Raw genomic sequence first — 23,462 nt, forward strand, 5'->3', positions numbered from 1 at the left:
CAATGCGGCGTCCCTCCAAAAGTCGGATCTCACTCTAGGGTCGAGTCGCTGTGAAACGTGCAGTCGGCCAAGCCTAACCCTGCGTTCGCCGCGCCCTCCACAGCCCGCTCGTCCTCGGACTCCTCCGGCTGCGGGCTCTTCGGCGCGGCCAGATGCACCGCCAGCGCGCCCACCAGCGCCGCGATGAACGACGCGCAGAGCACGCCGATCTTGCCCTCGTCGGTGAGCAGCTGCGCGTCTCCGCCCCGGAACGCCAGCTCGGTGATGAACAGCGCCACCGTGAACCCGATGCCGGCGACCATCGCGATCGCGGCCAGCAGCGGCCAGGTCGTGCCCGTCGGCATCCGGCCCCAGCCGAGTCTCACGACGCCCCAGGTGACGGCGGTGATGCCGACGAGTTTGCCGACGACGAGGCCGAGGATGATCCCGAGCGTCACGGTGGAGGTGAGCGCGGTGGCGAACAGGTCCCCGGAGAGGGCGACGCCCGCGTTGGCGAGGGCGAAGAGGGGGAGCACGACGAACGAGGAGAACTGGTGGTTGCGCGCCTGGATCCGCTCGGTCGGCGGCACCGCGTCCCGCGCGAACTTCACCAGCCGCTCCGTCTCCTCCGCCGTCAGCCCGTCCTTTGCCATCTCCTGCGCCTCCGCGTGGGCCCGACGCGGGTCCAGGAGGGGCTTGGCGGAGATGATGAGGCCCATGACGACGCCCGCGATGGTCGCGTGCACGCCCGATTCGAGCATGGCCACCCACAGCGCCACGCCGATGACGAGGTAGATCGGGGCGGACCAGACGTTCAGCAGCCGCAGCGCGATCGCGAGCGCGATGAGCGCCCCGGCGGCGGCGAGCCAGGCCATGGAGAGGTCGTCGGTGTAGAACACGGCGATGACCGCGATGGCGCCGAGGTCGTCGACGATCGCCAGGGTGAGCAGGAAGATCCTTGCAGCCGAGGGGATCCGGGAGCCGAACAAGGCGAGCACGCCCACGGCGAAGGCGATGTCGGTGGCCATGGGGATGCCCCACCCCGCCGCGCCCTCGCCCCCGGCGTTGAACGCGGTGTAGATGAGCGCGGGGGCGACCATGCCGCCGATCGCGGCCGCGATCGGCGGCACCGCGTTCCGCGGATTCGACAGCTCCCCGGAGACGATCTCGCTCTTGATCTCCACGCCCACCACGAAGAAGAAGATCGCCATGAGCCCGTCGTTGATCCAGTCCCGGAGCGAGTGGTGGAGCTCGAAGTCCCCGAACTGGAACGTGATCTCGAGGCCCCAGACCGCCTCGTACGAGTCGGCCCAGGGCGAGTTCGCCCACAGCATCGCCACGACCGCGCAGACGACGAGGACGACGCCCGCCGCCGGTTCGATCTTGAGGAACTCGGCGGCGGGGCGGCCCACGTAGCGGGCGAGGGGGCGTCGCGAGTAGAGGAACGCGGGCTCGGAGCGCCAGATCGGTGACTTCCAGGGTTCCTTCGACTCGTTCATGCGAGGAAGCCTAGCGACGCATCAGACGCTGTGCCACATGGTCATCACTAATCGCGAACGGGCACCGCGGCCTCGGTCTCCGGCTCCCAGACCTGCATCCCCTTGAGGCCGGGCACGGACTCGCGGGTGAAGACCGGGTCGAGGCCGGCCTTGCGCTGCTTGTCGTAGTCGCGCAGGACCTTGACGGCGACGCCGGTGAGGCCGAGCAGGGCGATGAGGTTGACGGTGGCCATGAGGCCCATGGTGACGTCGGCGAAGCTCCACACCGTGTCGAGCGAGGCGACCGAGCCGAGGAAGACCAGGGCGACGACGATGACGCGCAGGCCGTTGATGACCGCGGGCCGCTCGGTCATGTACTCGATGCTCGACTGGCCGTAGTAGTAGTTGCCGACGACCGAGGTGAACGTGAAGAGCACGAGGATGAGCGCCATGATGTGGAGGGCCCAGCCGCCGAGGGAGGCCTCGACGCCGCGCGTGACGAGGTTGACGTCCGCGTCGCCGTAGACCGGGTCGGTGGTCAGGATGATGAGCGCGGAGATCGAGCAGAGGAAGAGGGTGTCGAAGTAGACGCCGAAGGCCTGGGTGAGGCCCTGCTTGACGGGGTGGCTGACGGCGGCGGTGGCGCCCGCGTTCGGGGCCGAGCCCATGCCGCCCTCGTTGGAGAACATGCCGCGGCGCACGCCCATCATGATGACGGTGCCGAGGGTGGCGCCGGCGAACTGCTCGATGCCGAACGCGGAGTTGAAGATGCTCGCGACCGCCTCGGGCAGCCGGTCGGCGTTGATGGCGACGACGGCGGTGCCGATGGCCAGGTAGACCAGGGCCATGAACGGCACGGCGACCTGGGTGACGTGGGCGATGCGCTTGAGGCCGCCGAAGATGACCGCGGCGGTGACGGCGGCCAGGACGATGCCGATGACGAGGGAGGAGGCGTCGCCGACGGCGACGCCCATGCCGTCGAGGGACTCGTTGACCGCGGCGGTGAAGGTGTTGGCCTGCACCATGTTGAAGCTGAAGGGGTAGGTGAAGATGAGGATGACGGAGAAGACCACGCCCATCCACGGCAGTCCGAGGCCGTGCTTCATGTAGTAGGCGGGGCCGCCCTTGAAGCCGCCGGCCGGGGTGCGCTCCTTGTAGACCTGGGCGAGGGTCGACTCGGCGAAGGCCGCTCCGGCCACGACGAGGGCCATGAGCCACATCCAGAAGACGGCGCCGGGTCCGCCGAGCGCGATCGCGGTGGAGACGCCGACGATGTTGCCGGTGCCGACGCGCGCGGCCGAGGAGACGGCGAAGGCCTGGAAGGCCGAGATGTTGCGAGTGCCGTCGGGCAGGTCGCCCGGGTCTTCGCGCAGACCCCGGAACATCTGCCCGAGGAGGCGGAACTGCACGCCGCGGGTGAGCGCGAGGTACAGGAGGCTGACGACGACGATCAGGGGGATGATGCCCCACTGCCAGAACTGGTCGTTGACCGTCAGTACGCGGTCGAGCAGCTGGTCCACTAAGGGCTCCTTGGGTCGGGCGGGCAGGCGGGCTCGTGGCCCGAACCTAGCGGTGCGCCCGGGGTGCCCGCTGGGATTCCGGGGGCGAGGCGCCCCGCGACGGTATCGGAGCAGAACAGGACAAGGCAAGCCAAAGGTACGGTCGTGACCGTTTCGTCACCGAAGCGCGACTGGAGCGCGACAGTCGGGGGCCCAGCGTGAAGGGTGTGAAAAGTGCTTGCGTCCCTTAGGACTGCGCGGCTTGGCATTCGGGGCACAGGCCCCGGTAGGTGATGGAGGCGCGGGTGACGGCGAAGCCGTGGCGCTCGTCGCCGGGGAGCCAGTCCACCGGGTCGGCCATGGCGTGCACGTCCTTCATGAGGCCGCAGCCCTCGCAGATGAGGTGGTGGTGCTCGTGGTCGGCGTTGGGGTCGTACCGCTTGGAGCGGCCGTCGAGGGTGAGCTCGAGGACCTCGCCGAGGGCGACCATCTCGTTGAGGGTGTTGTAGACCGTGGCGCGGGAGAGCTCGGGCATGCGCTCGACGGCGCGCTCGAGGATCTCATCGGCGGTGAAGTGCACGTGGGAGCCCTCGAGGGTCTCGGCGATGACGCGTCGCTGCGGCGTGATGCGCCAGTTGTGGCGCCGGAGTCGGGTAACGAGGTCGCTCATGCTGTTCTCTCACGGTCGGGGCATTGAATACCACTCTAGCAGGCGAAACACCGTGGCACTACTTACCTCGGACTGGATCCTTCTTTAGACATAGTCTAAGCTAGGATTGCGTCCATAACAAGGATTCCAGGCGGCGGCGCCGCGGGAACCCGCGAACCTGTAGAGAGGGCCTAGCCATGAGCGAGCAGTTCGACAACACTGCCGGGCCGCTGACCACCGAGTCCGGCGCGCCGATCTCCAACAACAACCAGAGCGAGGCCGCCGGCGTCGGCGGGCCCCTGCTCATCCAGGACCAGGTGCTCCTCGAGAAGCTCGCGCACTTCAACCGCGAGCGCATCCCCGAGCGCGTCGTCCACGCCCGCGGCGCCGGCGCCTACGGCACCTTCACCGTGACCGCGGACGTCACCAAGTACACGAAGGCGAAGTTCCTCTCCCAGGTGGGCAAGGAGACCGAGACCTTCCTGCGCTTCTCCACCGTGGCCGACTCCCTCGGCGGCGCCGACGCCCGCCGCGACCCGCGCGGCTGGGCCCTGAAGTTCTACACCGAAGAGGGCAACTACGACCTCGTCGGCAACAACACCCCGGTGTTCTTCATCCGCGACGCCATCAAGTTCCCCGACTTCATCCACACCCAGAAGCGCGACCCGTACACCGGTTCGCAGGAGGCGGACAACGTCTGGGACTTCTGGAGCCTCTCGCCCGAGTCCACCCACCAGGTCACGTGGCTCTTCGGCGACCGCGGCATCCCCGCCTCCTACCGCCACATGGACGGCTTCGGCTCCCACACCTTCCAGTGGGTGAACGAGGCCGGCGAGCAGTTCTGGGTCAAGTACCACTTCAAGACCGACCAGGGCATCAAGAACCTCACCCAGGACGAGGCCAACAAGCTCGCCGGCGAGGACCCCGACTCCCACCAGCGCGACCTGCGCGAGTCGATCGAGCGCGGCGACTTCCCGACCTGGACCGTGCAGGTGCAGATCATGCCCGCCGCCGAGGCCGCGAACTACCGGTACAACCCGTTCGACCTCACCAAGGTGTGGCTCAACGAGGACTACCCGCGCATCACCATCGGCAAGCTCGAGCTCAACCGCAACCCGCAGAACATCTTCGCCGAGGTCGAGCAGTCGATCTTCTCCCCCGCGCACTTCGTGCCGGGCATCGGGCCCTCCCCCGACAAGATGCTCCAGGGCCGCCTCTTCGCGTACGGGGACGCGCACCGCTACCGCGTCGGCATCAACGCCGACCACCTGCCGGTCAACCGCCCGCACGCCACCGAGGCGCGCAACGGCAACCGCGACGGCCTCGGCTACGACGGCCGCCACGGCGGGCAGAAGAACTACGAGCCGAACTCGTTCGGCGGCCCGTACGAGACCGGCCAGCCGCTGTGGGCGCCGCTCCAGCTCAACGGCGCGACCGGCGAGTGGGAGACCCCCAAGCACGCCGAGGACGACGACTACGTGCAGGCCGGCAAGCTCTTCCGCCTCATGAGCGAGGACGAGCAGGACCGCCTCATCGCCAACCTCTCCGGGTTCATCGCCAAGGTCAGCCGCGACGACATCATCGAGCGCGCCATCGCGAACTTCGCGAAGGCCGACGAGACCTACGGCAAGCGCCTCGCCGCCGCGGTCGCCGAACTGCGCAAGTAACCGACGCCGAAGGACGCGGGCCCACAGAAGACAGCCGCCGGGCCCGCGGCCGTTCGACACCGACCCGCTCCGGCAGCCCCCTGTCGGAACGCCGAAGCGGGTCCGGCCGCCCGGCCGGGGCCTTGGGAAGGGCACCCCGGCCGGGCGTTCCGCGTCCCGACCCGGGACGCGACGCGGCCCGGCGGTCCGCACCGCCGGGCCCGTCCGCTTCGGGCCTAGTCCTCCAGGACCCGCCCGCACTCGCCGCATTCCGGCGGCTTCTGGCGGGGCACCTCGATGAACTCCTCGGCCACGATCCACAGCTTCCACTCGCCGTCGCGCTCGCGGTTCACCGTGATCGAGGTGATGTCGTCCCGGCTCGGGCGCTCCAGACCCCACATGATGTCCAAGGGCGCCTTGTGCTTCGCGAGCTTCACCTCCCGGCCCTTCAGGTAGTAGCCGGCCCGCGAGTACACCAGCTGCGTCTGCTCCCCGTGCTCCTTCGGCACCGGCTCACGGCAGCGCCCGTTGAGGAACGAGTGGTACTCGGTGTGGAGCTGCCGGGCGATCTGCTGCAGCGGCACCGACGAATAGACCTTGACCCACCGGTTCGAAGGCTGGTTCTTCCACTTGGTGAGACGCGCCGAGATCTCCGCGTACGAGATCTTCTCCCCCTTCGCGCGCCACTCGCTCTGGAACACCGCCAGCGACCAGTTGTACACGGCCCGAACCGCTTCCAGCGTCTCCTCGAGGTTCCGCCGCTGCTGCTCATCGGGGTCGAACGTATACTCGTAGCCGCGTTTCACCAAGTGGGTCATAGGCTTCGTCAAGTCCATGACCTGTTGATATCAGACGATTACACACCGACACGTGTTCCTCACCTCATCGGCGTGTCTGCCAGCCGCGCGGCAAGTAATTTGGCGTGGTGCCCTTCGACATCGATCCCGGCCTGTTCGCCCTGCTCATCGCCGCGGCGATCTTCGCCGGATGGATCGACGCCGTCGTCGGCGGCGGCGGCCTCGTCCAACTCCCCGTGCTCCTCGTGGCCTTCCCCACAGCACCCACCGCGCTCATGCTGGGCACGAACAAGATGGCCTCCGTCTTCGGCACCACCACCTCCGCGATCGCCTACGCCCGCAAGATCAAACTCGAGCACCGACTCCTCTGGCCCACCGTCGGCCTCGCCCTCCTCGGCTCCGGCGCCGGCGCGCTCGCCGCCCTCTCGGTCTCCTCGGACGCGTTGAAGCCCATCATCATCGGCGTACTCCTCGCCGTCCTCGTCCTCGTCGTCGCCAAACCCCAGCTCGGCCTCGAACCCCGCCCCGAACTGCGCACCCGCTGGCGCGGCGCCGCCGTCATGGTCGCCTGCGGCGTCCTCATCGCCTTCTACGACGGGATCATCGGCCCCGGCACCGGCATCTTCCTCGCCGTCGCGTTCACGACCCTCCTCGGCATGGACTTCCTCGCCGCCGCCGCCCACACCAAGGTCGTCAACGTCACCACCAACCTCGGCGCGCTCGTCGTCTTCGCCCTCCAGGACAACATCTGGTGGCTCCTCGGCGCCGTCATGGGCCTCGGCACCATGCTCGGCGCCTGGTTCGGCGCCCACACCGCGATGTCCAAAGGCAGCAAGTTCGTGCGCCTCGTCCTCGTCGTCGTCGTCCTCGCCCTGCTCGCCCGCCTCAGCTGGGACGTGTGGTCGACCCGCTAAGGATTGATCGCCAAGAACAGGTACGCCGCCAGCAGCACCAGGTGCACGCCGCCCTGCAGGCGCGTGGCGCGGCCCGGCACCACGGTCAGCACGCTCACCACCACCGTGAGGCCGAGCAGCACGATCTCAGTCGAGCCGAGCCCCAGCAGAAGCGGCCCCTCCATGAAGAACGAGGCCACCGCGATCACCGGGATCGTCAAACCGATCGAGGCCATCGCCGAGCCGTAGCCGAGATTGATGCTCGTCTGGATGCGCTCGCGCGACGCCGCGCGGACCGCCGCGATCGACTCCGGCAGCAGCACCAGCAGCGCGATCGCCACACCCACCGACGAAGCCGGGAACCCCGCCGCGAGCACCCCCGCCTTGATCGCGGGCGACTCCGCCTTCGCCAAGCCCACGACGCCGACCAGCGCGACCATGAGCATCGCCAGGCTCAGCAGCGCCTTCCTCCCGCTCGGCGGATCGGCATGCTCCTCCTCCTCGACCACGCCGTCGGCCGTGACCGGCAAGAAGAAGTCGCGATGGCGCACCGTCTGGTTGAACACGAAGAGGCCGTACAAGATCAGCGACGCCAACGCGGCGAACACCAGCTGCGAGGTCGAATACTCCGGGCCCGGCTCGCTCGTCGTGAACGACGGCAGCACCAGGCCGAGCGTCGCGAGCGTCGCCACCGTCGCCAGCGCCGCGCCCGACCCCTCCGGATTGAACAGCGTCACCCCGAACTTCAAGGCCCCCACGAGCAACGCGATGCCGACGATGCCGTTCGTCGTGATCATGACCGCCGCGAACACCGTGTCGCGCGCCAACGTCGAGGACTCCTCGCCCCCGGCCGCCATCACCGTGACGATGAGCGCCACCTCGATGACCGTGACCGCCACCGCGAGCACCAGCGACCCGTACGGCTCACCCACCCGGTGCGCCACGACCTCCGCGTGATGCACCGCCGCGAGCACGGTCGCCACGAGTGCGACCGCCGCGACCGCCACCCAGAACGCCCCCAGGTGCCGCCCCCACACCGCGGCCAGGACCGCCACCCCCAGGATCGGCGCCGACACGGTCCAGGAGAGCAGCGGATTCCTCTTCACAGCGGCCATGCGCGCATGCTTTCACAGACACGACCGCACGTCAGTGAGGTTCACGGATCGGATGGAACCGCCCACAAACCGTTGTTCGTCCCCATTGTCCCTGGCACCGTTGGAGGGTCGAGCCCCGCATGCGGCCCTCCCGGAGCGAGCCGGATCCCGCTACGCTCATGGCATGACCGGCAACGACATCCGCTCCACGGTGGCGCGCCTCCGCGCCCACTACGCCACCGGCCGCACCAAGCCCCTGCCGTGGCGCCTCGAGCAGCTCAAAGGCCTCGACCGGATGGTGCGCGAAGCCGGAGACGAACTCGCCGACGCCCTCCGCGCCGACCTCGGCAAAGCCGCCCCCGAATCCTTCCTCGCCGAAATCGACTTCGTCGCCGCCGAAGTCCGCGCCCTGCGCAAGCACCTGCGCACCTGGTTCCGGCCCAAGCGCGTCTACACGCCCCCGCACCTCCAGCCCGCCAAGGCCTACGTCCTGCGCGAACCCCTCGGCGTCGTCACCGTCATCGGGCCCTTCAACTACCCCGTGCAGCTCCTCCTCGCCCCCCTCGCGGGCGCCTTGGCGTGCGGGAACGCGGTCGTCGTGAAGCCGAGCGAAGCCGCGAACACCACCGCGGCCGTCCTCGAACGGCTCATCGGCGAGTACCTCGACCCCGACGCGGTCGCGGTGATCCAAGGCGGCCCGGCGGCGACGGCCGCACTCCTGGCCGAACGCGTCGACCACATCTTCTTCACCGGGTCGGCCCGCGTCGGCAGGGTCGTCGCGAAGGCCGCCGCCGAACACCTGACCCCGGTCACGCTCGAACTCGGCGGCAAGAGCCCCGCGATCGTCGAACCGGGCGCCGACCTCGCGACCGCGGCGCGGCGCATCGCCTGGGGCAAGTTCATGAACGCCGGGCAGACCTGCATCGCCCCGGACTACGTCCTCGCCGTCGACGGCACCGGCCCCGAGCTCGAGAAGCACCTTGCCGAGGCGGTGCGCGAGATGTACGGCCACTCGCCGAGCGAGAGCCCCGACTACGGTCGCATCATCGACGAGCAGGCGTTCGACCGCCTCGCCCGCTTCCTCGGCGAAGGCCGGCTCGTGACCGGCGGCGGCCACAAGCGCGAGAGCCGCTACATCGCCCCCACCGTCCTCGCCGACATCACCCCCGACGACGCCGTCATGGGCGAAGAGGTCTTCGGCCCGATCCTGCCGATCCTCACCGTCGACACCCTCGACGACGCGATCGCCTTCGTCAACCGAGGCGAGAAGCCCCTCGCCCTGTACGCGTTCACGAACTCCGACCTGACCCGACGCAAGCTCCTGACCCGCACCGCATCCGGCGCGGTCGGCTTCAACGTCCCCATGGCCCACATCGACGTCCCCGGCCTGCCCTTCGGCGGCGTCGGGCGGTCCGGCCTCGGCGCCTACCACGGCAAAGCCTCGATCGAGACGTTCAGCCACGCGAAATCGGTGCTGGACAAGCCGCTCGCCCCCGACACGATGAAGGTCGTCTACCCGCCGTTCACGGCCATCAAGGAGCAGGTGCTGCGCCGCCTGCGCTAGCCGCTCGCGAGGTGGGCGTTGAGGCGCCCGAGCAGGTGGAAGATCTGGTCGCGTTCCGCGTCGCTGAAAGGCCCGAGGATGCGCCGGTTGACGTCGTCCAGGACGCGGTCGAGTTCGGCCAGCCGCTCGGCACCGACTTCGGTCATGGTGATGATGTTGCGCCGCTTGTCTTCCGGGTCGGGCCCGCGTTCGACGTAGCCGCCGTCGGCGAGCTCGTTGAGGACCGCGACCATGTCGGAGCGGTAGACGCCGGTGTGGTCGGAGAGGCGGGCCTGGCTGGCGGGGCCGAACTGCTCGAGGGCCGCGAGCACGACGAAGTGGGACTTGTGCGCGCCGACGGCGCTCAGGGCCTCGTGCGCGATCTTCTGCACCTGCGCGGCGGTCATGCCGATGAGGCGCGAGAACTGGCGTTTGAGACGCTCCGGCCGGTCGTCGCCCTGGTCGAACCGCAGCTCAGCATTGGCTTCCATGCGAGCATCCTACCCCGCTTGCGTTAGTGACCCTAACGATGTATGATCGTTAGAAGAATAAACGTTAATCATTCTAATGAAATGAGCCCTGTCGTGACCCGCATCGAGACCCTCGTCCAGGAACTCGCCGACCGCGCCGAGATCACCGAACTCCTCGCGCGCCAGAGCCGCTGGCTCGACGAACGCGCCGCCGACCGCACCGCCGAGGTCTTCACCGCCGACGCGGTCGCCTACACCCCGGGCGGCGAGATCCGCGGCGCCGAGGCCGTGGCCGAGCATGCGATCGCCCGCCACAGCGAATACGAGCGGACCGTGCACGCCATGCACAGCACCGCCATCGCACTCGCGGGCGACGAAGCCGCGATCGAGTGCGGCGTCAAGGCCGTCTTCGTCCTCAAGGGATCTGAGGCGGTCCAGTTCGTCGACGCCCGCTACCGCTTCGAAGCCCGCCGCACCGCAGCCGGCTGGCGCCTCTCGAGCATCACCGTCCTCCCGATCAGTCGCACCGCCGGTATCGCGCAGACACTCTGACCTCGCTTGCGACCGAACGCACCAGACCCACCGACCGATACGGGGCCTTCATGCCGCGACACGACCGCATTCGCGACCTCACCGACCGCGCCGCACTCGAGCAGCTCGTCAACCGCCACAGCCGGTGGATCGACGAGCACCGATTCGACGAGACCGACCAGCTCTTCACCACCGACGTCCACGTCGCCTCCCCGCTCGGCGAGGCCCGCGGCATCGACGAGCTCAACGCCCTCGCCGCCTCCGGCGATCCGCACCAGGAAGCCACCCTCCACAGCAAGTCCGGCGCCCTCATCGACATCGACGGCGACACGGCCACCCTGCGGACCAACGACATCGCGATCCTGCTCCACGCCGACAAGGCCGGCATCGCCGCCGCCGTCCACCACTACGAGGCCGTCCGCACCGAACAAGGCTGGCGCTTCTCCAAGCTCCGCATCCAGCCGGTGCTCCCTGCTCGACCTGGAGCGCCCGCGCCCTGACCCGGCCATCAGATGCGCGGCCTCGCACGCCACGCACAGCAGCGGCCCGCGTGCCGGAAGACGCTCCGGGGCACGAAGAAGGGTCCTGGCCGACGGTGAACGCCGACCAGGACCCATACCCCTCGAAGACAAGCTTGCAATGATCATACCAACCCACTTGCGCGCGCTAGCGCCGGACCAGGAGGCCCGGATCACTCACGCCCGCAAGAAGAACAACGGCTCCGTCGCCGCAACCGAATCCATTGAGGACTCGATCTTCTACAGGTAACGCCAGCAGACGGTGTACGCGTGGTCGGGGAAGTCGGTGCTGTACCAGGTGCTCCAGCCGTCGTCCCCGCACCAGTCCAGGTTCTCGTACTCGTCGACCCGGCCCGTCACGTACGTGTTCGCCGCATCGCAGTCCGCGAAGTAGAACAGCGCGGTGCCCGCCTCCGGATCGCCCGTCATCGACATGCAGTCGTCCTGCGTCGCGTACCCCATGTCGTCGGGGTAGATCATCTTCAGGCACAGCACCACGTCCAGATAGGTCTGCGAAGTGGTGAAGGTGTAGTTCTGGTTGTAGTACACCGATTCGGAGCACGACGCCGGGTCGTTCACGCCTTCCAGCCGCTCGAGGACCTCGAACGCGCCCTCCTGGCATTCGATCGGGTACCACTCGGAGACGCTGGCGTTCGGGCCGAACACGCACTCGCCGACCTCGGCGTGGTACGCCTCCCCGTTGGGGTGCAGGAAGCTCAGGCACAGCACCAGGTTCGCATCAGAGGAGGACACGCTCGTGGTCATGTTGTCGACCGCGTCGCACGAGCCCAGATCGGTCGTGTCGTGGTAGACGTCGACGACCTCGAAGCTGCCGTCCTCGCAACTGGACGGCTCCAGGTCCGCGGTCGTCGCGTCACCGTAGTCCCAGAAGCAGTCGCCGACGACCGCGTCCGCGATCGGATCCGTCTCGGTCTCAACGGGATCGGTCTCCTCGCCGCCCAGCCCCGAGTCGTCCCCCGTCTCGGTCGCGGCCGACGTCGCGTCGTCGCTCTGCGCGATCTCGGGGTCCTTGCCGTCGTCCCCGCCGAGGTTCGGAAGGAGCACGACCAGCGCGATGGCCACGACCGCCGCCACCGCGAGCACTGCGTACAGGACCGTGCGGTCGGGCTTCGGCCCCTGCGGCGGCATCCCGCCCGGAGGCAGCACCGGGCCGCCGGGCGGCATCGGCGCATGGCCCGGACCCGTCGGCGCGTACCCGGGGCCCGCGGTCGGCATGGGCGAATACCCCTGCGGCGCCGAGGCATACGAAGCGGGAGGCGCGGGCGAATACGAGATCGTCGAAGGCTCCGAGAGTCCCGGCTGCTGCATCCCCGGCTGCGACGGCGCCTGCGCCGGAACGATGCCGGGGCCGAACATCACCACCGTCCGGTTGGGGCGCACCATGGTGTCCCAACCGTGGCGGCGGGCGAGCTCGGCGACCTCGGCGCGCTGCGCCTGCTCGATCGCGGCCACCGCGGGCGGCCACGGCGCGGCCAGCGGCTCGCCGATGCGCAGCACCAGCTCAGCGGCGCTGACGCGCTCCTCCGGCTGCCGCCGCATGCACGGCTCCACGAGGTACCGCAGGGCCTCGGGCAGCCGTTCCAGGCCCGGATCGCCGTTCACGACCCGGTTCATGACCTCGTACAGCGCCTCGGCGTCGAACGGGTTCGCGCCCGTGCTCGCCGTGATCACCGTGGTGCCCAACGAGAACAGGTCCGACGCGGGGCCGATCGCCTGCCGCGTCACCTGCTCCGGCGACATGAACGCCGGCGCGCCGATGAGCGCGCCGGTCTGCGTGATCGACGCCTCGCCCCCGGCCTCCTCGGTCACACGGGCGATCCCGAAGTCGATGAGGCGGATGCCGTCGTCCGTCAGGATCACGTTGGAGGGCTTCAGGTCCCGGTGCACCACGCCGAACGAGTGGATCTCCGCCAGCGCGGAGGCGAGGCCGTGCATGAGACGCCGGGTCGACGCTTCGTCCAAGGGGCCGTTGGCGTGCAGCGCCTCGGCCAGTGTGGGGCCGTGGAAGAACTCGGAGGCGAGCCAGGGCTCGGGGGCGTGCTCGTCGGACGCGAGGACCGCGGCGGTCCACTTGCTCGCGGCCACCTCCCGCGAGGTGATGACCTCGCGGCGGAACCGGTACCGGAACTGCGGGTCGTGGAGCAGATGGGGGCGCATGACCTTGAGCGCCACCAGCTGTCCGTCCCCGGCGGCGGCCAGCAGGACGCGGCCCATGCCTCCCTCGCCGAGTTCGGCGAGGACCCGGTAGGGCCCGATCTCCCGCGGCTGGTCATCGCGGAGTGGCTTCATGGCGACGGCTCCTGAATTCGGCGGTTCCCAATGATGCGCAACGCTAGAACCCCCCGTCACAACTCTGTCATGACCGGCCGGAACCTTTATCCCCAATTCGAGCCAGGTGGGCGGCCCCGTTCAGGGCCGGCGGCGCCTCATCGCCCGCGGCTCACCCGAACCTGCGAAGCACCACGGTGAGCTCGTTCCGGTTGTGCCGCAACTGCCGGGCGAACTCGATGTCGTACTCGGCGCCGAGGATCGCGAACGCCTCGTCGACCTGCTCGAGCACGTGATGCGTGCCGGTCTTGAGCGTCGTGACCGCCACGCCGAAGGGCTTGAGGAGGCGCGCGGAGTCGACCATGAGGCGGCTGGAGCGGTCGGGGCTCATCTTCATGTCGTTCACGATGAGGTCGAAACGGTCGGTGCTGTCGCGCAGGAAGTTCCCGGCGGTGGTGCGCTCATGGCGGACCCCCGGGAGCGCGAGCACCCGCGGATCGAGATCGCCGGGGTCGACCGCCGTGGTCGCGTAACCGCGGGAGGCGAGGATCCGGGTCCACCCGCCGGGCGCGGCCCCGTAGTCGAGGGCGGTGCCCTTGGGCTCGATCCCCTCGTCGATCGGGTAGACCTTGAACAGCTCCTCGAGCTTGAACTCCGCTCGCGACACCTGCTCGGGCGTCTTCGAGAGCCGGACCTCCCCGCCAGGCCAGGAAGAAAGGCTGTCGGCCACCCGGTTCACACCGACGATCGCGGTCTTGGGCGTGAAGCAGATCGAGACCACGAGGGGACTCCCGGTCCTGCCGACCCGGTACCCGCGGTCGGTGAGCACCTGGGCGGCCCGCTCCCAGGCGTCATGCTGGCTGAACTTGTACGCCGTCTTCCCGCTGAGCCAGATCTGCAGCGAGACCTCAGCGCCGCTCGCGGTCTCCCTGATCGCCGAATCGACAAAGTCGACGACCGACTCGAGCCCCGAAGCCGCATGGTCGTATTCGGCGACGACGTTCGTCAGATGCCGGGGAAACACCAGCGGCACCCGCAAGGCGAGCGCGGCGAGATCCCGAGCGGTGGAGCGCTCCGTCTCGACCAAGGCGGACTCTTCCCCGACCCGACGCACGGCAACCGCATCCTCAACATGCCGGAGCAGCTCATCCTTGGCGACCGGCCAGGAGTCGGCGGCCATGGAGAGCAGGGTCTTGTGCGTTGCCATGCCGGTTCCCTCGGAGTTCAGCGGACGCCCGCCGCGTCTCGGGGGACATTCGCGACCAGTGTATTCATCACGGACGCCCGCCTCCCGCGATGCCCGCGAGTCGGCCGCCATCAGCAAAAAATCCCCGCCGCCGTCATGGCGGGCGAGGATGAGATTGCGTGGTGGCCAGGGCCGGGATCGAACCGGCGACCTATCGCTTTTCAGGCGATCGCTCGTACCAACTGAGCTACCTGGCCAGGTGATGCGTCGTGCGCACCGCCGTGAACACTGTACAGCACCGCCGGTCACCCGGCCCAAGCGGTATTGCCGCGAACCCGACGCCCGCCCCGGCCCTCCCCCGCCGCCGCCGTCCTCCCCGTTTCCCCTGCGTACACCCACTGATCCCAAGGGCCGCAACCCCTTCCGGAGCCGTGATCACCCCCGTCGGCGCACGCGGGTAGCGTAATGGGACCCGACCCCCGAGGAGGTTTCTGTGACCCGACTCGCTGCCACGCCACCCATGGGCTGGAATTCATGGGACGTGTTCGGAACCTCGGTGACCGAAGCCGAGACCCGCGCCAACGCCGCCTTCATCGCCGAGCACATGGCCGACCACGGCTGGGAGTACGTGGTCGTCGACATCCAGTGGTACGACCCCGCCGCCCGCGCCGGCGGCTTCAACCTCGGCACCCGCCTCACCCTCGACGAGTACGGCCTCCCCCAGCCCGCCCCGAACCGCTTCCCGTCGGCCGCCGACGGCGCCGGCTTCAAACCCCTCGCCGACTACATCCACTCCCTCGGCCTCAAGTTCGGCGTCCACGTCCTCCGCGGCATCCCCCGCCAGGCGGTCGCAGCCGACACCCCCATCAAAGGCAGTGAGTACTCGGCCGCGCAGATCCCCGACCGCGAGCGGATCTCCACCTGGATCGACGACAACTGGGGCATCGACCACTCCCACCCCGGCGGCCAGGCCTACTACGACGCCCTGGTCCGCCAGTTCGCCGACTGGGGCGTGGACTACATCAAGGCCGACGACATGATCGCCCCCTACTGGGAGGACGAGGTCGAGGCCTTCTGGCACGCGGTCGACCGCGCCGACCGCGACATCGTGCTCAGCCTCTCCCCCGGGATGAGCCTCTCCACCGGGCACGCCCGGCACCTCCAGGAGCACTCCCACCTGTGGCGCATCTCCGCCGACCTCTGGGACCGCTGGCGCGACATCGACGCCCAGTTCGACCGCCTCCGCGACTGGGCCCCCTACGCCGGCCCCGGCCACTGGCCCGACGCCGACATGCTCCCTCTGGGCCACATGGGCCTCCGAGCCGAAGTCGGCGAACCCCGCCAAAGCCTCCTGACTCCCGACGAGCAGCGCACCCTGCTCACACTCTGGTGCATCGCCCGCTCCCCCCTCATGGTCGGCGCCGACCTGCCCACCTCGAGCGCTGAAACGATCGAACTGCTGACCAACCCCGAAGTCCTCGCCGCCCAACGCCACCCCGCCGGCGCCCGCGAAGTCTGGCGCGAAGGCCGCCACCTCGCCTGGGCCTCAACCGACGGCACCTTCGCCGCCGTCTTCAACCGGAGCACCGAAGCGGCCGAACTGCAACTCCCTTGGGAAACCCTCGGCCTGTCCCAGCCAGCGCAGGTGCGCGACTGCTGGAGCCGCTCCGACATCGTGCCCGGCGACCATCTCCGCGCGAAGCTCCAGCCGCACAGCGCGGCCCTGTTCCGCCTCTCCTGACCTGCGGGCGGCTCGTTCTCGTTTGGTATTGGCGGGCGGCCGGGCTGGTGTGCCGGGCCGCCCGCTGGTGTTCCTCCACGTGGAGGCCGGCCGGTGCGGGAACCGCGCGCGGGTGGCTTCCCGCGCGCGGTCTCGGTATGGCGACGTTCGCGAATCCCCTTGTCTCGCCGCCATCCCGCCGGGCCGGATGGTTTTTTGTCTCAAGGCTGACACGCTCCGCAGTTGTGCGACAACGGAAAGTTTCCGGCTGTGGATAACTTCCTGCGGGCGTGATGCACCGCGCGCCGCGACCTTGCGGATGGTGGCGTCAAGGTGGGCGGTGCGGTGTTCGTGGCGCATGCATCAACGGTGTCACGCCTTGATTCCGACCGGCAACCGTGAGTTTCCTTCTTGTGGATAACCCTGTGGATCGTTGCGGCGCAGCAGGTCAGGAGGCCGTGGCCGCGTCAGGTTCGGTCATCCACTGGACCAGTTGGATGATCACGCCGTTCGGGTCAGCGACCTGGAAGTAGCGCTCGCCCCACTCCTCGGTCTCGATCGGCGTGGTGATGGCGACGCCCTCCGATTGGACGCGTTCGTATTCGGCGTCGATGTCGTCGACTACGAAGACCAGGAGGAGGCCGTCGGCGTGGCCCTTGGCGCTTTCGGGCCTGAAGGTGGCCAGGCCGGTCTTCAGGTAGATGACATTGAAGCCGGCGTCCGGGCGGGAGAGGGAGACGAAGCCTTCCGCGGCCATGTCCTCCGCGAAGCCGTAGTGGGCCTTGAGGAACTCGGCCGAGGCGGTCGGGTCGGCGACGTTGAGCGAGACGGCGGATGAGGTGATGCGCATGTGCGGCTCCTTTTCTTCGTACGTTGTATATTGTACAGAGTACGATGTACAGCGTACAAGTTCGTCGGCTAGAATTCCTCCGTGACTGCCGCCACTGAGACGCCGAAGCCGAATCTGCTCGAACTGCTCTGGAGGGCCGCCCCCGAGTCCGGGCGCGGGCCGCGGAAGCAGCTGAGCGTCGATGCGGTCGTCGCGGCCGCGATCGGGCTGGCCGATGCCGAAGGGCTGGAAGCGGTCACCGTGCGCCGCCTCGCCCAGGAGCTCGGGAAGGCCCCCATGACCCTCTACACGTATGTGCCGGGCAAGACCGAGCTCGTCGCGCTGATGCTCGACGCGCTCTTCGCAGACATGGAGCGGGCCGCGATATCCGGGCCGTGGCGGGAGCGCCTCACCGCCCTCGCGCAGGAGAACTACGCGCTGTACCGCGCGCACCCGTGGGCCGCGGCCGCCGCGCCGAGCCGGCCGCCGCTCGGGCCCGGGCAGTGCGCCAAGTACGAGCACGAGCTGCGGGCCCTCGAAGGCCTGGGACTCAGCGACGTCGAGATGGACGACGCACTGGCGTACCTGCTCGCGTTCGTGCGCACCGCCGCGCAGGACGCCGCCCAGTCCGAGGCCGAGCGCGCGGCCAGCGGCATGGACGACCAGGAGTGGTGGGAGGCCAACGGCCCCCTCCTCGCCAAGGTCCTCGACCCCGCGCGCTTCCCCACCGCCGTCCGCGTCGGCCAGGCCGCCGGCGACGTGCACGACGCCGCTTACAACGCTGAGCACGCCTTCGAGTTCGGGTTGGCCAGGACGCTTGACGGGCTCGCCGCCCTCATCGAGCGCTAGCGAAGACGCGAACGGCCCGGCGCCGCAGCCGGGCCGTTTCCGCTCAGGCGGTCCGTCAGACCTGGAGCGGTTCGTTCAGGCTGTCCGGCCGCCAGCGGCGGCGCGACGCCACCACCAGCGACGAGAGCGCCAGCGAGCCGACCAGGTACGCCGCCAGGACCAGGAGCGCTCTGACGACGTGCGAGCTCTCGCCGCCGCTGATCGCCACCCGCAGCGCGTCCACCACGTAGCTCATCGGCAGCAGCGGGTGCAGCACCTGGAAGAACTTCGGCGTCGTCTCCACCGGGTACAGGCCGCCCGCACTGGTCAACTGCAGCATCAGGAGCACGACCAGCAGCAGGCTTCCGGCCGTGCCGAACGCGAGCTTGAACAGGTGCGCCATGGCCGTGAAGGTCAGGATGACGAGGATCGACAGGCCGACCGTGTCCAGCGCGTCCTTCGGGTCGAGGCCGAGCCCGAGTTCGACAGCCAGGTAGAGGACGAGCGCCGACAGGGTGCCGAGGAACGCGCCCGGCAGCCAGCCGCCGATCGCGATCGGGACCGAGCGCAGCGGCCCGGCCAGCGCGCGGCTGTTGACGGTGCGCAGGACGAGGTAGCCCATGAGGCCGAAGACCCAGAGTGCGATCGCGATGAAGAAGGGTGCGAGGCCGCGGCCGTAGGTGTCGGCGGGGTGGAGGTTCGTTTCGGCGATGGCGACGGGGCTGCCGTAGGCCTCGGCGTTGTCGGCGTCGTCGGCGGGGTTGGTGCTGGGGACGGATTGGGCGGCGGTGGTGAGGGAGGTCTGGAGGGTGTCGGCGCCGGTTTTGAGTTGGGTGAGGCCGTCGGCGAGGTCGCCGGCGCCGTTTTGGGCGGTGGCGGCGGCGTCGGCGACTTGGTCGGCGCCGGTGGCGACGTCGGCGGCGCCGGTTTGGAGTCGGGTGAGGTCGTCGGAGGCTTGGTCGAGGGTGTCGGTGGTGGTGGATTGGACGGTGGTGTTGGTGTTCTGGATGTCGTCGTTGACGGTGTCGGCGTCGTCGATGTAGGTCTGGAGTTGGGCGCAGGCGGCGGCGTCGGCGGTGTCGTCTCCGCAGAGGGCGGTGTAGACGGCGTTGAGGTCGTCGTTGGCGCGTTCGGAGAGGTCGGCGGCGGAGGCGGCGCCGGTTTGGATCTGGGTCCAGTTGTCGGCGAGGGTTTGGACGAGGGGTTGGGCGACGCCGACGGCTTGGTCGACGCCGTCGCTGACTTGTTCGGCGCCGTCGGCGACTTGTTGGGCGCCGGTGGTGAGTTCGCTGAGGCCGTTTTCGAGGTCGGTGGCGCCGGTTTGGGCGGTGGCGATGCCGTCGGAGAGTTGGCCGGCGCCGTCGGCGGCTTGGGTGAGGCCTTGGTTGAGTTCGGTGAGGTCGCCGAAGATGGTGGTGGCGAAGGTGACGTAGACGGCGGTGTTGATCTGGTTGCGGAGTTCGGATTCGACGGTGGAGGCCATGATGCCGGCGACGTAGCCGTTGGCGTCGTTGAGGTCGAATTCGACGGTGGCTTGTTCGGGGTCGGTGCCGGAGAGGCTGGCGAGGCGGGTGGAGAAGTCTTCGGGGACGGTGATGACCATGTAGTAGTCGCCGTCGCGGAGGCCTTGGGCGGCTTGGGTGGCGGTGACGAACTGCCAGTCGAAGATGCGGTCTTCTTTGAGTTGGTCGACGAGTTGGTCGCCGCCGTTGATGGGGGTGGTCTGGCCGTTGGCGTCGACGGTGGCGCCTTGGTCTTCGTTGACGACGGCGACGGGCATGTGTTCGAGTTTGCCGTAGGGGTCCCAGGCGAACCAGAGGTAGAGGCCGCCGTAGACGAGTGGGATGAGGACGATGGCGACGAGGGCGGCGGTGCGGATGGGGTGGCCGCGGAAGCGTCGGAGTTCGGCGGCGGCGAGTTTGAACGGGCTCAACGGGTTGCTCCTTTTCGGTGGCCGCCGTTGCGGTCGTGGTGCGGGTGCGCGGTGGGTGCGGGTTGGGCGCGGAGGTCGACGATGGTGTCGGCGGGCGGGTCGGAGCGGGTGCAGGCGGCGATGACGAGTTGGCCCGCGTCGGCGACGGTGCGGAGGGCGTCGAAGACGCGTTCGGAGCCGGCTCGGTCGAGGCCGGTGTCGGCGTCGTCGACGGCGATGGCGGGGGTGCGGCTGGCGGCGGCGCAGGCGATGGCGAAGCGGATCTGGTCGATGCGGGGGAGGAAGCCGTAGGTGTCGCCGGTGTCGACGGTGAGGGCGAGGCGGTCGAGCCAGGCGTTGATGTTGGCGCGGGTGGCGGCGCCGTTGGAGACGGTGGTGGTCTCTTTGATGCAGGTGCCGACGGTGGCGTAGGGGTCGAAGCGGATGGGCGGTCCGGCTTGGGCGATGGTGAAGCGGCGGCGGATGTGGCGGGGCTTGGTCTGGCCGTCGACTTCGAGTGCGCCGCTTCGGTGGGGGAAGCGTCCGGTGAGGGCGAGGAGGAGTGAGGAGCGGCCTTCGCCGCCGTCGCCGCAGAGTGCGACGACTTGGCCGAGTCCGGCGGTGAGGGTGATGTCGGTGAAGACGGGTCCTTGGCGTCCGGTGGCGGTGAGGCCTCGGGCTTGGAGGAAGGGGGTGCCGTTGATGTGAGAGTGGGCGGCGGGGGCGGCGATGACGGCGGTCTCGGTTGCGGTGGTGGCGGGTTGGAGGCGGGTGGTGTCGTCGGCGGCGACGGCGGGTTCGGTGTCGGGCGTGGTGGTGTCGACGTCGGTGTGCGCGGGTTCGGTGTCGGGCGTGGTGGTGTCGACGTCGGTGTGCGGGGGTTCGGTGTCGGCCGGGGCGGGTGGTGTCGCTCCGGTGGTCTCGGGGGTCGGTTCGGGGCTCGGCGCCGGTTGGGTTTCGGGGGCGGCCTGGGGTGCGCTGGGGCGGGTTTGGCCGCCGGGTGCGTGGGGTGCCGGGCCGTCGTTCGGCTCCCTCTGGTCGCTCCTGTCGCTCATGGACACTATCCTCACAGGCCGGTGCGCCCGGTTTCGGGCGATTTCGCGGGTTGCTGACCCAAAGAATGTTACTCATGAGTAACTTATGTGCGGAGGCAGGCGGCCGTGCTGTGACCGGCGCGTCCCGCCCGCGGCCCTTACAGTTGAGGCATGTCGGAAACGCAAGCAGCGAAACCAGCGGCCCCCCGCCGCGACCACCCGCGCACTCACCACGGCGACACTGTGAACGACCCGTACGCCTGGCTCAAGGATCCCGAGGATCCGGCCACCGTCGACTACCTCAAGGCCGAGAACGTCTACACCGAAGCGCGCACGGCGCACCTCGCGGCGCTGCGCAAGAGCATCTTCGGCGAGATCAAGTCCCGCACCCAGGAGACCGACCTCTCGGTCCCCGTCCGCAAGCGCGGCTGGTGGTACTACGGCCGCACCGAGGAGGGCAAGCAGTACGGCATCCAGTGCCGCCTCAAGGCCGACGGCGACACGCCGCCCGAGATCGAGGCCGGGACCGCGATCGAGGGCGAGGAGATCCTCGTCGACGGCAACGAGCTCGCCGAGGGCCACGACTTCTTCTCCCTGGGCACCTGCGACGTCTCCCCCGACGGGAACCTCCTGGCGTACGCCGTGAACTACTCGGGCGACGAGCGGTTCACCTTGCGGTTCAAGGATCTGCGCACCGGCGAGGACTTCCCCGACGACATCCCGAACGTGTTCTACGGCGGTTCCTGGTCGCTCGACGGCTCCGTGTTCTTCTACACCAAAGTGGACGACGCGTGGCGGCCGTACCAGGTGTGGCGGCACGTCCTCGGCGAGCACGAGGACAAGGACGTGCTGGTCCACCAGGAGGACGACGAGCGGTTCTGGACCGGCATCGACCTGACCCGCTCCGAGCGGTACCTCTTCATCGTCTCCGGCTCCAAGATCACCACCGAGGTCCGCTACCTCGACGCGGCCGACCCGACCGGCGAGTTCCAGGTGTTCGGCAACGGCCGCGTCCAGGGCGTCGAGCTCTCCGTCGACCACCAGGGCGACCGGTTCTGGGTGCTCCACAACAAGGACGCCGAGAACTTCACGCTCGGCTGGACGCCCGTCGCCGACACCACCCAGTTCAACGAGGTCATCGCCCACGACGAGGCGGTGCGGCTCGAATCCGCCGACGCGTTCGCCGACCACGTCGTGGTCTCCATGCGCCGCGCCGGGCTCTCCCAGGTGGCCATCCTCGGCGGGGACGGGCGGCTGACCGAGATCGCGTTCGACGAGCCGATCTACGCGGTCGGGCTCGGCGAGAACCCCGACTACGAGTCGCGGCAGATCCGCCTCGGCTACACGTCCCTCGTCACGCCGTCCTCGGTGTACGACTACGACATCGACGCCGCCCAACTCCACCTGCGCAAGCAGACCCCGGTCCTCGGCGACTTCGACCCCGCCGACTACGTGCAGTACCGCGAATGGGCCACCGCCGCCGACGGCACCAAGGTCCCGATCTCGATCGTCGCCAAGCAGGGCGTCACCGCCGACGGCACCGCGCCGTGCCTGCTGTACGGGTACGGCTCCTACGAGCACTCCATCGACCCGTACTTCTCCATCGCGCGGCTGAGCCTGCTCGACCGCGGCGTCGTCTTCGCCATCGCCCACATCCGCGGCGGCGGCGAGATGGGCCGGCAGTGGTACGAGCAGGGCAAGCTCCTCCACAAGCGGAACACGTTCACCGACTTCGTGGACTGCGCCGAGCACCTGGTCGACGTCGGGTGGGCCGCCCCTGACCGGATCGTCGCCCGCGGCGGCTCCGCCGGCGGACTCCTCATGGGCGCCGTCGCCAACCTCGCCCCCCAGCGGTTCGCCGGCATCCTCGCCGACGTCCCGTTCGTCGACGCGCTCAACACCATCCTCGACCCGACGATGCCGCTCACCGTCATCGAATGGGAGGAGTGGGGCAACCCGCTCGAGTCGCCGGAGGTGTACGAGTACATGAAGTCGTACTCGCCCTACGAGAACGTCACCGGCGCCCGCTACCCGTCGATCCTGGCCGTCACCAGCCTCAACGACACCCGGGTCGGCTTCCACGAGCCCGCTAAGTGGATCGCGAAGCTCCGCCACGAGAGCCCCGACTCCGACGTCCTCCTGAAGACCGAGATGGAGGCCGGGCACGGCGGCCGCTCCGGCCGGTACGACGCCTGGGAGGAAGAGGCGTTCAACCTCGCCTGGGTGCTCGACCAGCTGGGCGCGGCGGCGTAGCGCTTGAGCAAGCGGCGGTGAGGCCCGGTCCCGATGCTCGGGGCCGGGCCTCTCGGCTATTCGGGGCGCTCGTCCTCCTCCTCCGGGACCTCGCGCCGCTGCTCGGCCGCGTCGGCCGGATCGACCTCGTCGGGAACCGCCCCCTTGGGCTCCTCGACCGCCGCCTCCGGATCGTCCTCGGCCGGAGGCTCGGCCGAATCCGCCAGGTCGAACTCGGACAACTCGTCGGACTCGCCCGCCCATTCCTGGTGATAGTTCATATAACCCACGGTAGACGCGCCGGGACTCGCCCGACCAGTGAACCACCAGGTAGC

20 protein-coding genes and 1 tRNA gene are annotated in these 23,462 nt (G+C 69.3%); 8 read left to right on the forward strand and 13 right to left on the reverse strand.

The genetic code is table 11. From position 1 onward, the window contains the following. Positions 1-29 precede the first annotated feature (29 nt). The 3 genes from nhaA to AB0K52_RS15685 all read right to left on the reverse strand — a co-directional run bounded on the left by nhaA (position 30) and on the right by AB0K52_RS15685 (position 3,626). The gene (gene nhaA / locus AB0K52_RS15675; RefSeq protein WP_363532015.1) at positions 30-1,478 is read right to left on the reverse strand and encodes a Na+/H+ antiporter NhaA; all 1,449 of its coding nucleotides are present in this window, start codon (positions 1,476-1,478) and stop codon (positions 30-32) included. Between the two features lie 47 nt (positions 1,479-1,525). Further along, a complete protein-coding gene (locus AB0K52_RS15680) occupies positions 1,526-2,977 on the reverse strand; it encodes an alanine/glycine:cation symporter family protein (protein WP_363532018.1) in 1,452 nt (483 codons plus the stop codon). Between the two features lie 226 nt (positions 2,978-3,203). Next, positions 3,204-3,626 (reverse strand): Fur family transcriptional regulator, encoded by a 423-nt coding sequence (locus tag AB0K52_RS15685; RefSeq protein WP_208498980.1) that lies wholly within the window; start codon positions 3,624-3,626, stop codon positions 3,204-3,206. A gap of 176 nt (positions 3,627-3,802) precedes the next feature. Between AB0K52_RS15685 and AB0K52_RS15690 the strand changes: the two genes are divergently transcribed. After that, positions 3,803-5,272: a catalase gene (locus AB0K52_RS15690; RefSeq protein ID WP_363532022.1), complete on the forward strand. Its 1,470-nt coding sequence runs from the start codon at positions 3,803-3,805 to the stop codon at positions 5,270-5,272. A gap of 215 nt (positions 5,273-5,487) precedes the next feature. Here AB0K52_RS15690 and AB0K52_RS15695 read toward each other — a convergent pair whose 3' ends face one another. Next, positions 5,488-6,087 (reverse strand): helix-turn-helix domain-containing protein, encoded by a 600-nt coding sequence (locus AB0K52_RS15695; protein ID WP_208498982.1) that lies wholly within the window; start codon positions 6,085-6,087, stop codon positions 5,488-5,490. A gap of 101 nt (positions 6,088-6,188) precedes the next feature. Here AB0K52_RS15695 and AB0K52_RS15700 point away from each other — a divergent pair, with 101 nt between their 5' ends. Further along, positions 6,189-6,962: a TSUP family transporter gene (locus AB0K52_RS15700; protein WP_363532109.1), complete on the forward strand. Its 774-nt coding sequence runs from the start codon at positions 6,189-6,191 to the stop codon at positions 6,960-6,962. Here AB0K52_RS15700 and AB0K52_RS15705 read toward each other — a convergent pair. Then, positions 6,959-8,056, reverse strand: a complete 1,098-nt coding sequence (locus AB0K52_RS15705; RefSeq protein WP_363532025.1) for an ionic transporter y4hA — start codon at positions 8,054-8,056, stop codon at positions 6,959-6,961. The genes AB0K52_RS15700 and AB0K52_RS15705 overlap by 4 nt on opposite strands. Positions 8,057-8,219: 163 nt before the next feature. Here AB0K52_RS15705 and AB0K52_RS15710 point away from each other — a divergent pair, with 163 nt between their 5' ends. Further along, positions 8,220-9,599: an aldehyde dehydrogenase family protein gene (locus AB0K52_RS15710; protein ID WP_363532028.1), complete on the forward strand. Its 1,380-nt coding sequence runs from the start codon at positions 8,220-8,222 to the stop codon at positions 9,597-9,599. Here AB0K52_RS15710 and AB0K52_RS15715 read toward each other — a convergent pair. Further along, positions 9,596-10,069 (reverse strand): MarR family transcriptional regulator, encoded by a 474-nt coding sequence (locus tag AB0K52_RS15715; RefSeq protein WP_363532031.1) that lies wholly within the window; start codon positions 10,067-10,069, stop codon positions 9,596-9,598. The genes AB0K52_RS15710 and AB0K52_RS15715 overlap by 4 nt on opposite strands. 81 nt (positions 10,070-10,150) lie before the next feature. Between AB0K52_RS15715 and AB0K52_RS15720 the strand changes: the two genes are divergently transcribed. Then, a complete protein-coding gene (locus AB0K52_RS15720) occupies positions 10,151-10,600 on the forward strand; it encodes a nuclear transport factor 2 family protein (protein WP_363532034.1) in 450 nt (149 codons plus the stop codon). Positions 10,601-10,650: 50 nt separating this feature from the next. After that, positions 10,651-11,079: a nuclear transport factor 2 family protein gene (locus AB0K52_RS15725; protein WP_363532037.1), complete on the forward strand. Its 429-nt coding sequence runs from the start codon at positions 10,651-10,653 to the stop codon at positions 11,077-11,079. Positions 11,080-11,337: 258 nt separating this feature from the next. Here AB0K52_RS15725 and AB0K52_RS15730 read toward each other — a convergent pair whose 3' ends face one another. From AB0K52_RS15730 to AB0K52_RS15740, 3 genes are all read right to left on the reverse strand, one after another. Further along, complete coding sequence (locus AB0K52_RS15730; protein ID WP_363532040.1) at positions 11,338-13,407, reverse strand: serine/threonine-protein kinase; 2,070 nt, start codon at positions 13,405-13,407, stop codon at positions 11,338-11,340. A gap of 151 nt (positions 13,408-13,558) precedes the next feature. Beyond that, positions 13,559-14,593, reverse strand: coding sequence for an SAM-dependent methyltransferase (locus AB0K52_RS15735; protein WP_363532043.1), 1,035 nt, complete (start codon positions 14,591-14,593; stop codon positions 13,559-13,561). A 159-nt stretch (positions 14,594-14,752) separates the two neighbouring features. Next, positions 14,753-14,829, reverse strand: a tRNA-Phe gene (locus AB0K52_RS15740). Positions 14,830-15,065: 236 nt separating this feature from the next. Here AB0K52_RS15740 and AB0K52_RS15745 point away from each other — a divergent pair. Next, positions 15,066-16,313, forward strand: coding sequence for a glycoside hydrolase family 27 protein (locus tag AB0K52_RS15745; RefSeq protein ID WP_363532046.1), 1,248 nt, complete (start codon positions 15,066-15,068; stop codon positions 16,311-16,313). A gap of 427 nt (positions 16,314-16,740) precedes the next feature. On the opposite strand, the gene AB0K52_RS15750 is transcribed toward AB0K52_RS15745, so the two are convergent. Beyond that, entirely contained in the window at positions 16,741-17,142 is a 402-nt protein-coding gene (locus tag AB0K52_RS15750) for a VOC family protein (protein WP_363532049.1), read from the reverse strand. 81 nt (positions 17,143-17,223) lie between these two features. Between AB0K52_RS15750 and AB0K52_RS15755 the strand changes: the two genes are divergently transcribed. Then, positions 17,224-17,970, forward strand: a complete 747-nt coding sequence (locus AB0K52_RS15755) for a TetR/AcrR family transcriptional regulator C-terminal domain-containing protein (protein WP_363532052.1) — start codon at positions 17,224-17,226, stop codon at positions 17,968-17,970. A gap of 55 nt (positions 17,971-18,025) precedes the next feature. Here the strand turns inward: AB0K52_RS15755 and AB0K52_RS15760 are convergent, their stop codons facing one another. Together AB0K52_RS15760 and AB0K52_RS15765 are read right to left on the reverse strand one after the other, a co-directional pair. After that, positions 18,026-19,882 (reverse strand): YhgE/Pip domain-containing protein, encoded by a 1,857-nt coding sequence (locus AB0K52_RS15760; RefSeq protein WP_363532055.1) that lies wholly within the window; start codon positions 19,880-19,882, stop codon positions 18,026-18,028. After that, positions 19,879-20,916 carry an ATP-binding cassette domain-containing protein gene (locus AB0K52_RS15765; RefSeq protein ID WP_363532058.1) on the reverse strand — a complete coding sequence of 346 codons (1,038 nt, stop codon included), beginning with the start codon at positions 20,914-20,916 and terminating at the stop codon, positions 19,879-19,881. Before AB0K52_RS15765 ends, AB0K52_RS15760 begins: the two co-directional genes overlap by 4 nt. A 150-nt stretch (positions 20,917-21,066) precedes the next feature. Here AB0K52_RS15765 and AB0K52_RS15770 point away from each other — a divergent pair, with 150 nt between their 5' ends. After that, positions 21,067-23,148, forward strand: a complete 2,082-nt coding sequence (locus AB0K52_RS15770; RefSeq protein ID WP_363532061.1) for a S9 family peptidase — start codon at positions 21,067-21,069, stop codon at positions 23,146-23,148. A 56-nt stretch (positions 23,149-23,204) separates the two neighbouring features. Here AB0K52_RS15770 and AB0K52_RS15775 read toward each other — a convergent pair whose 3' ends face one another. After that, on the reverse strand, positions 23,205-23,408 hold the full coding sequence (locus AB0K52_RS15775; protein ID WP_363532064.1) for a hypothetical protein: 204 nt from the start codon (positions 23,406-23,408) through the stop codon (positions 23,205-23,207). Positions 23,409-23,462 lie beyond the last annotated feature (54 nt).

The organism is Glycomyces sp. NPDC049804 (genome assembly GCF_040674615.1).
GTDB lineage: Bacteria > Actinomycetota > Actinomycetes > Mycobacteriales > Micromonosporaceae > Glycomyces > Glycomyces niveus.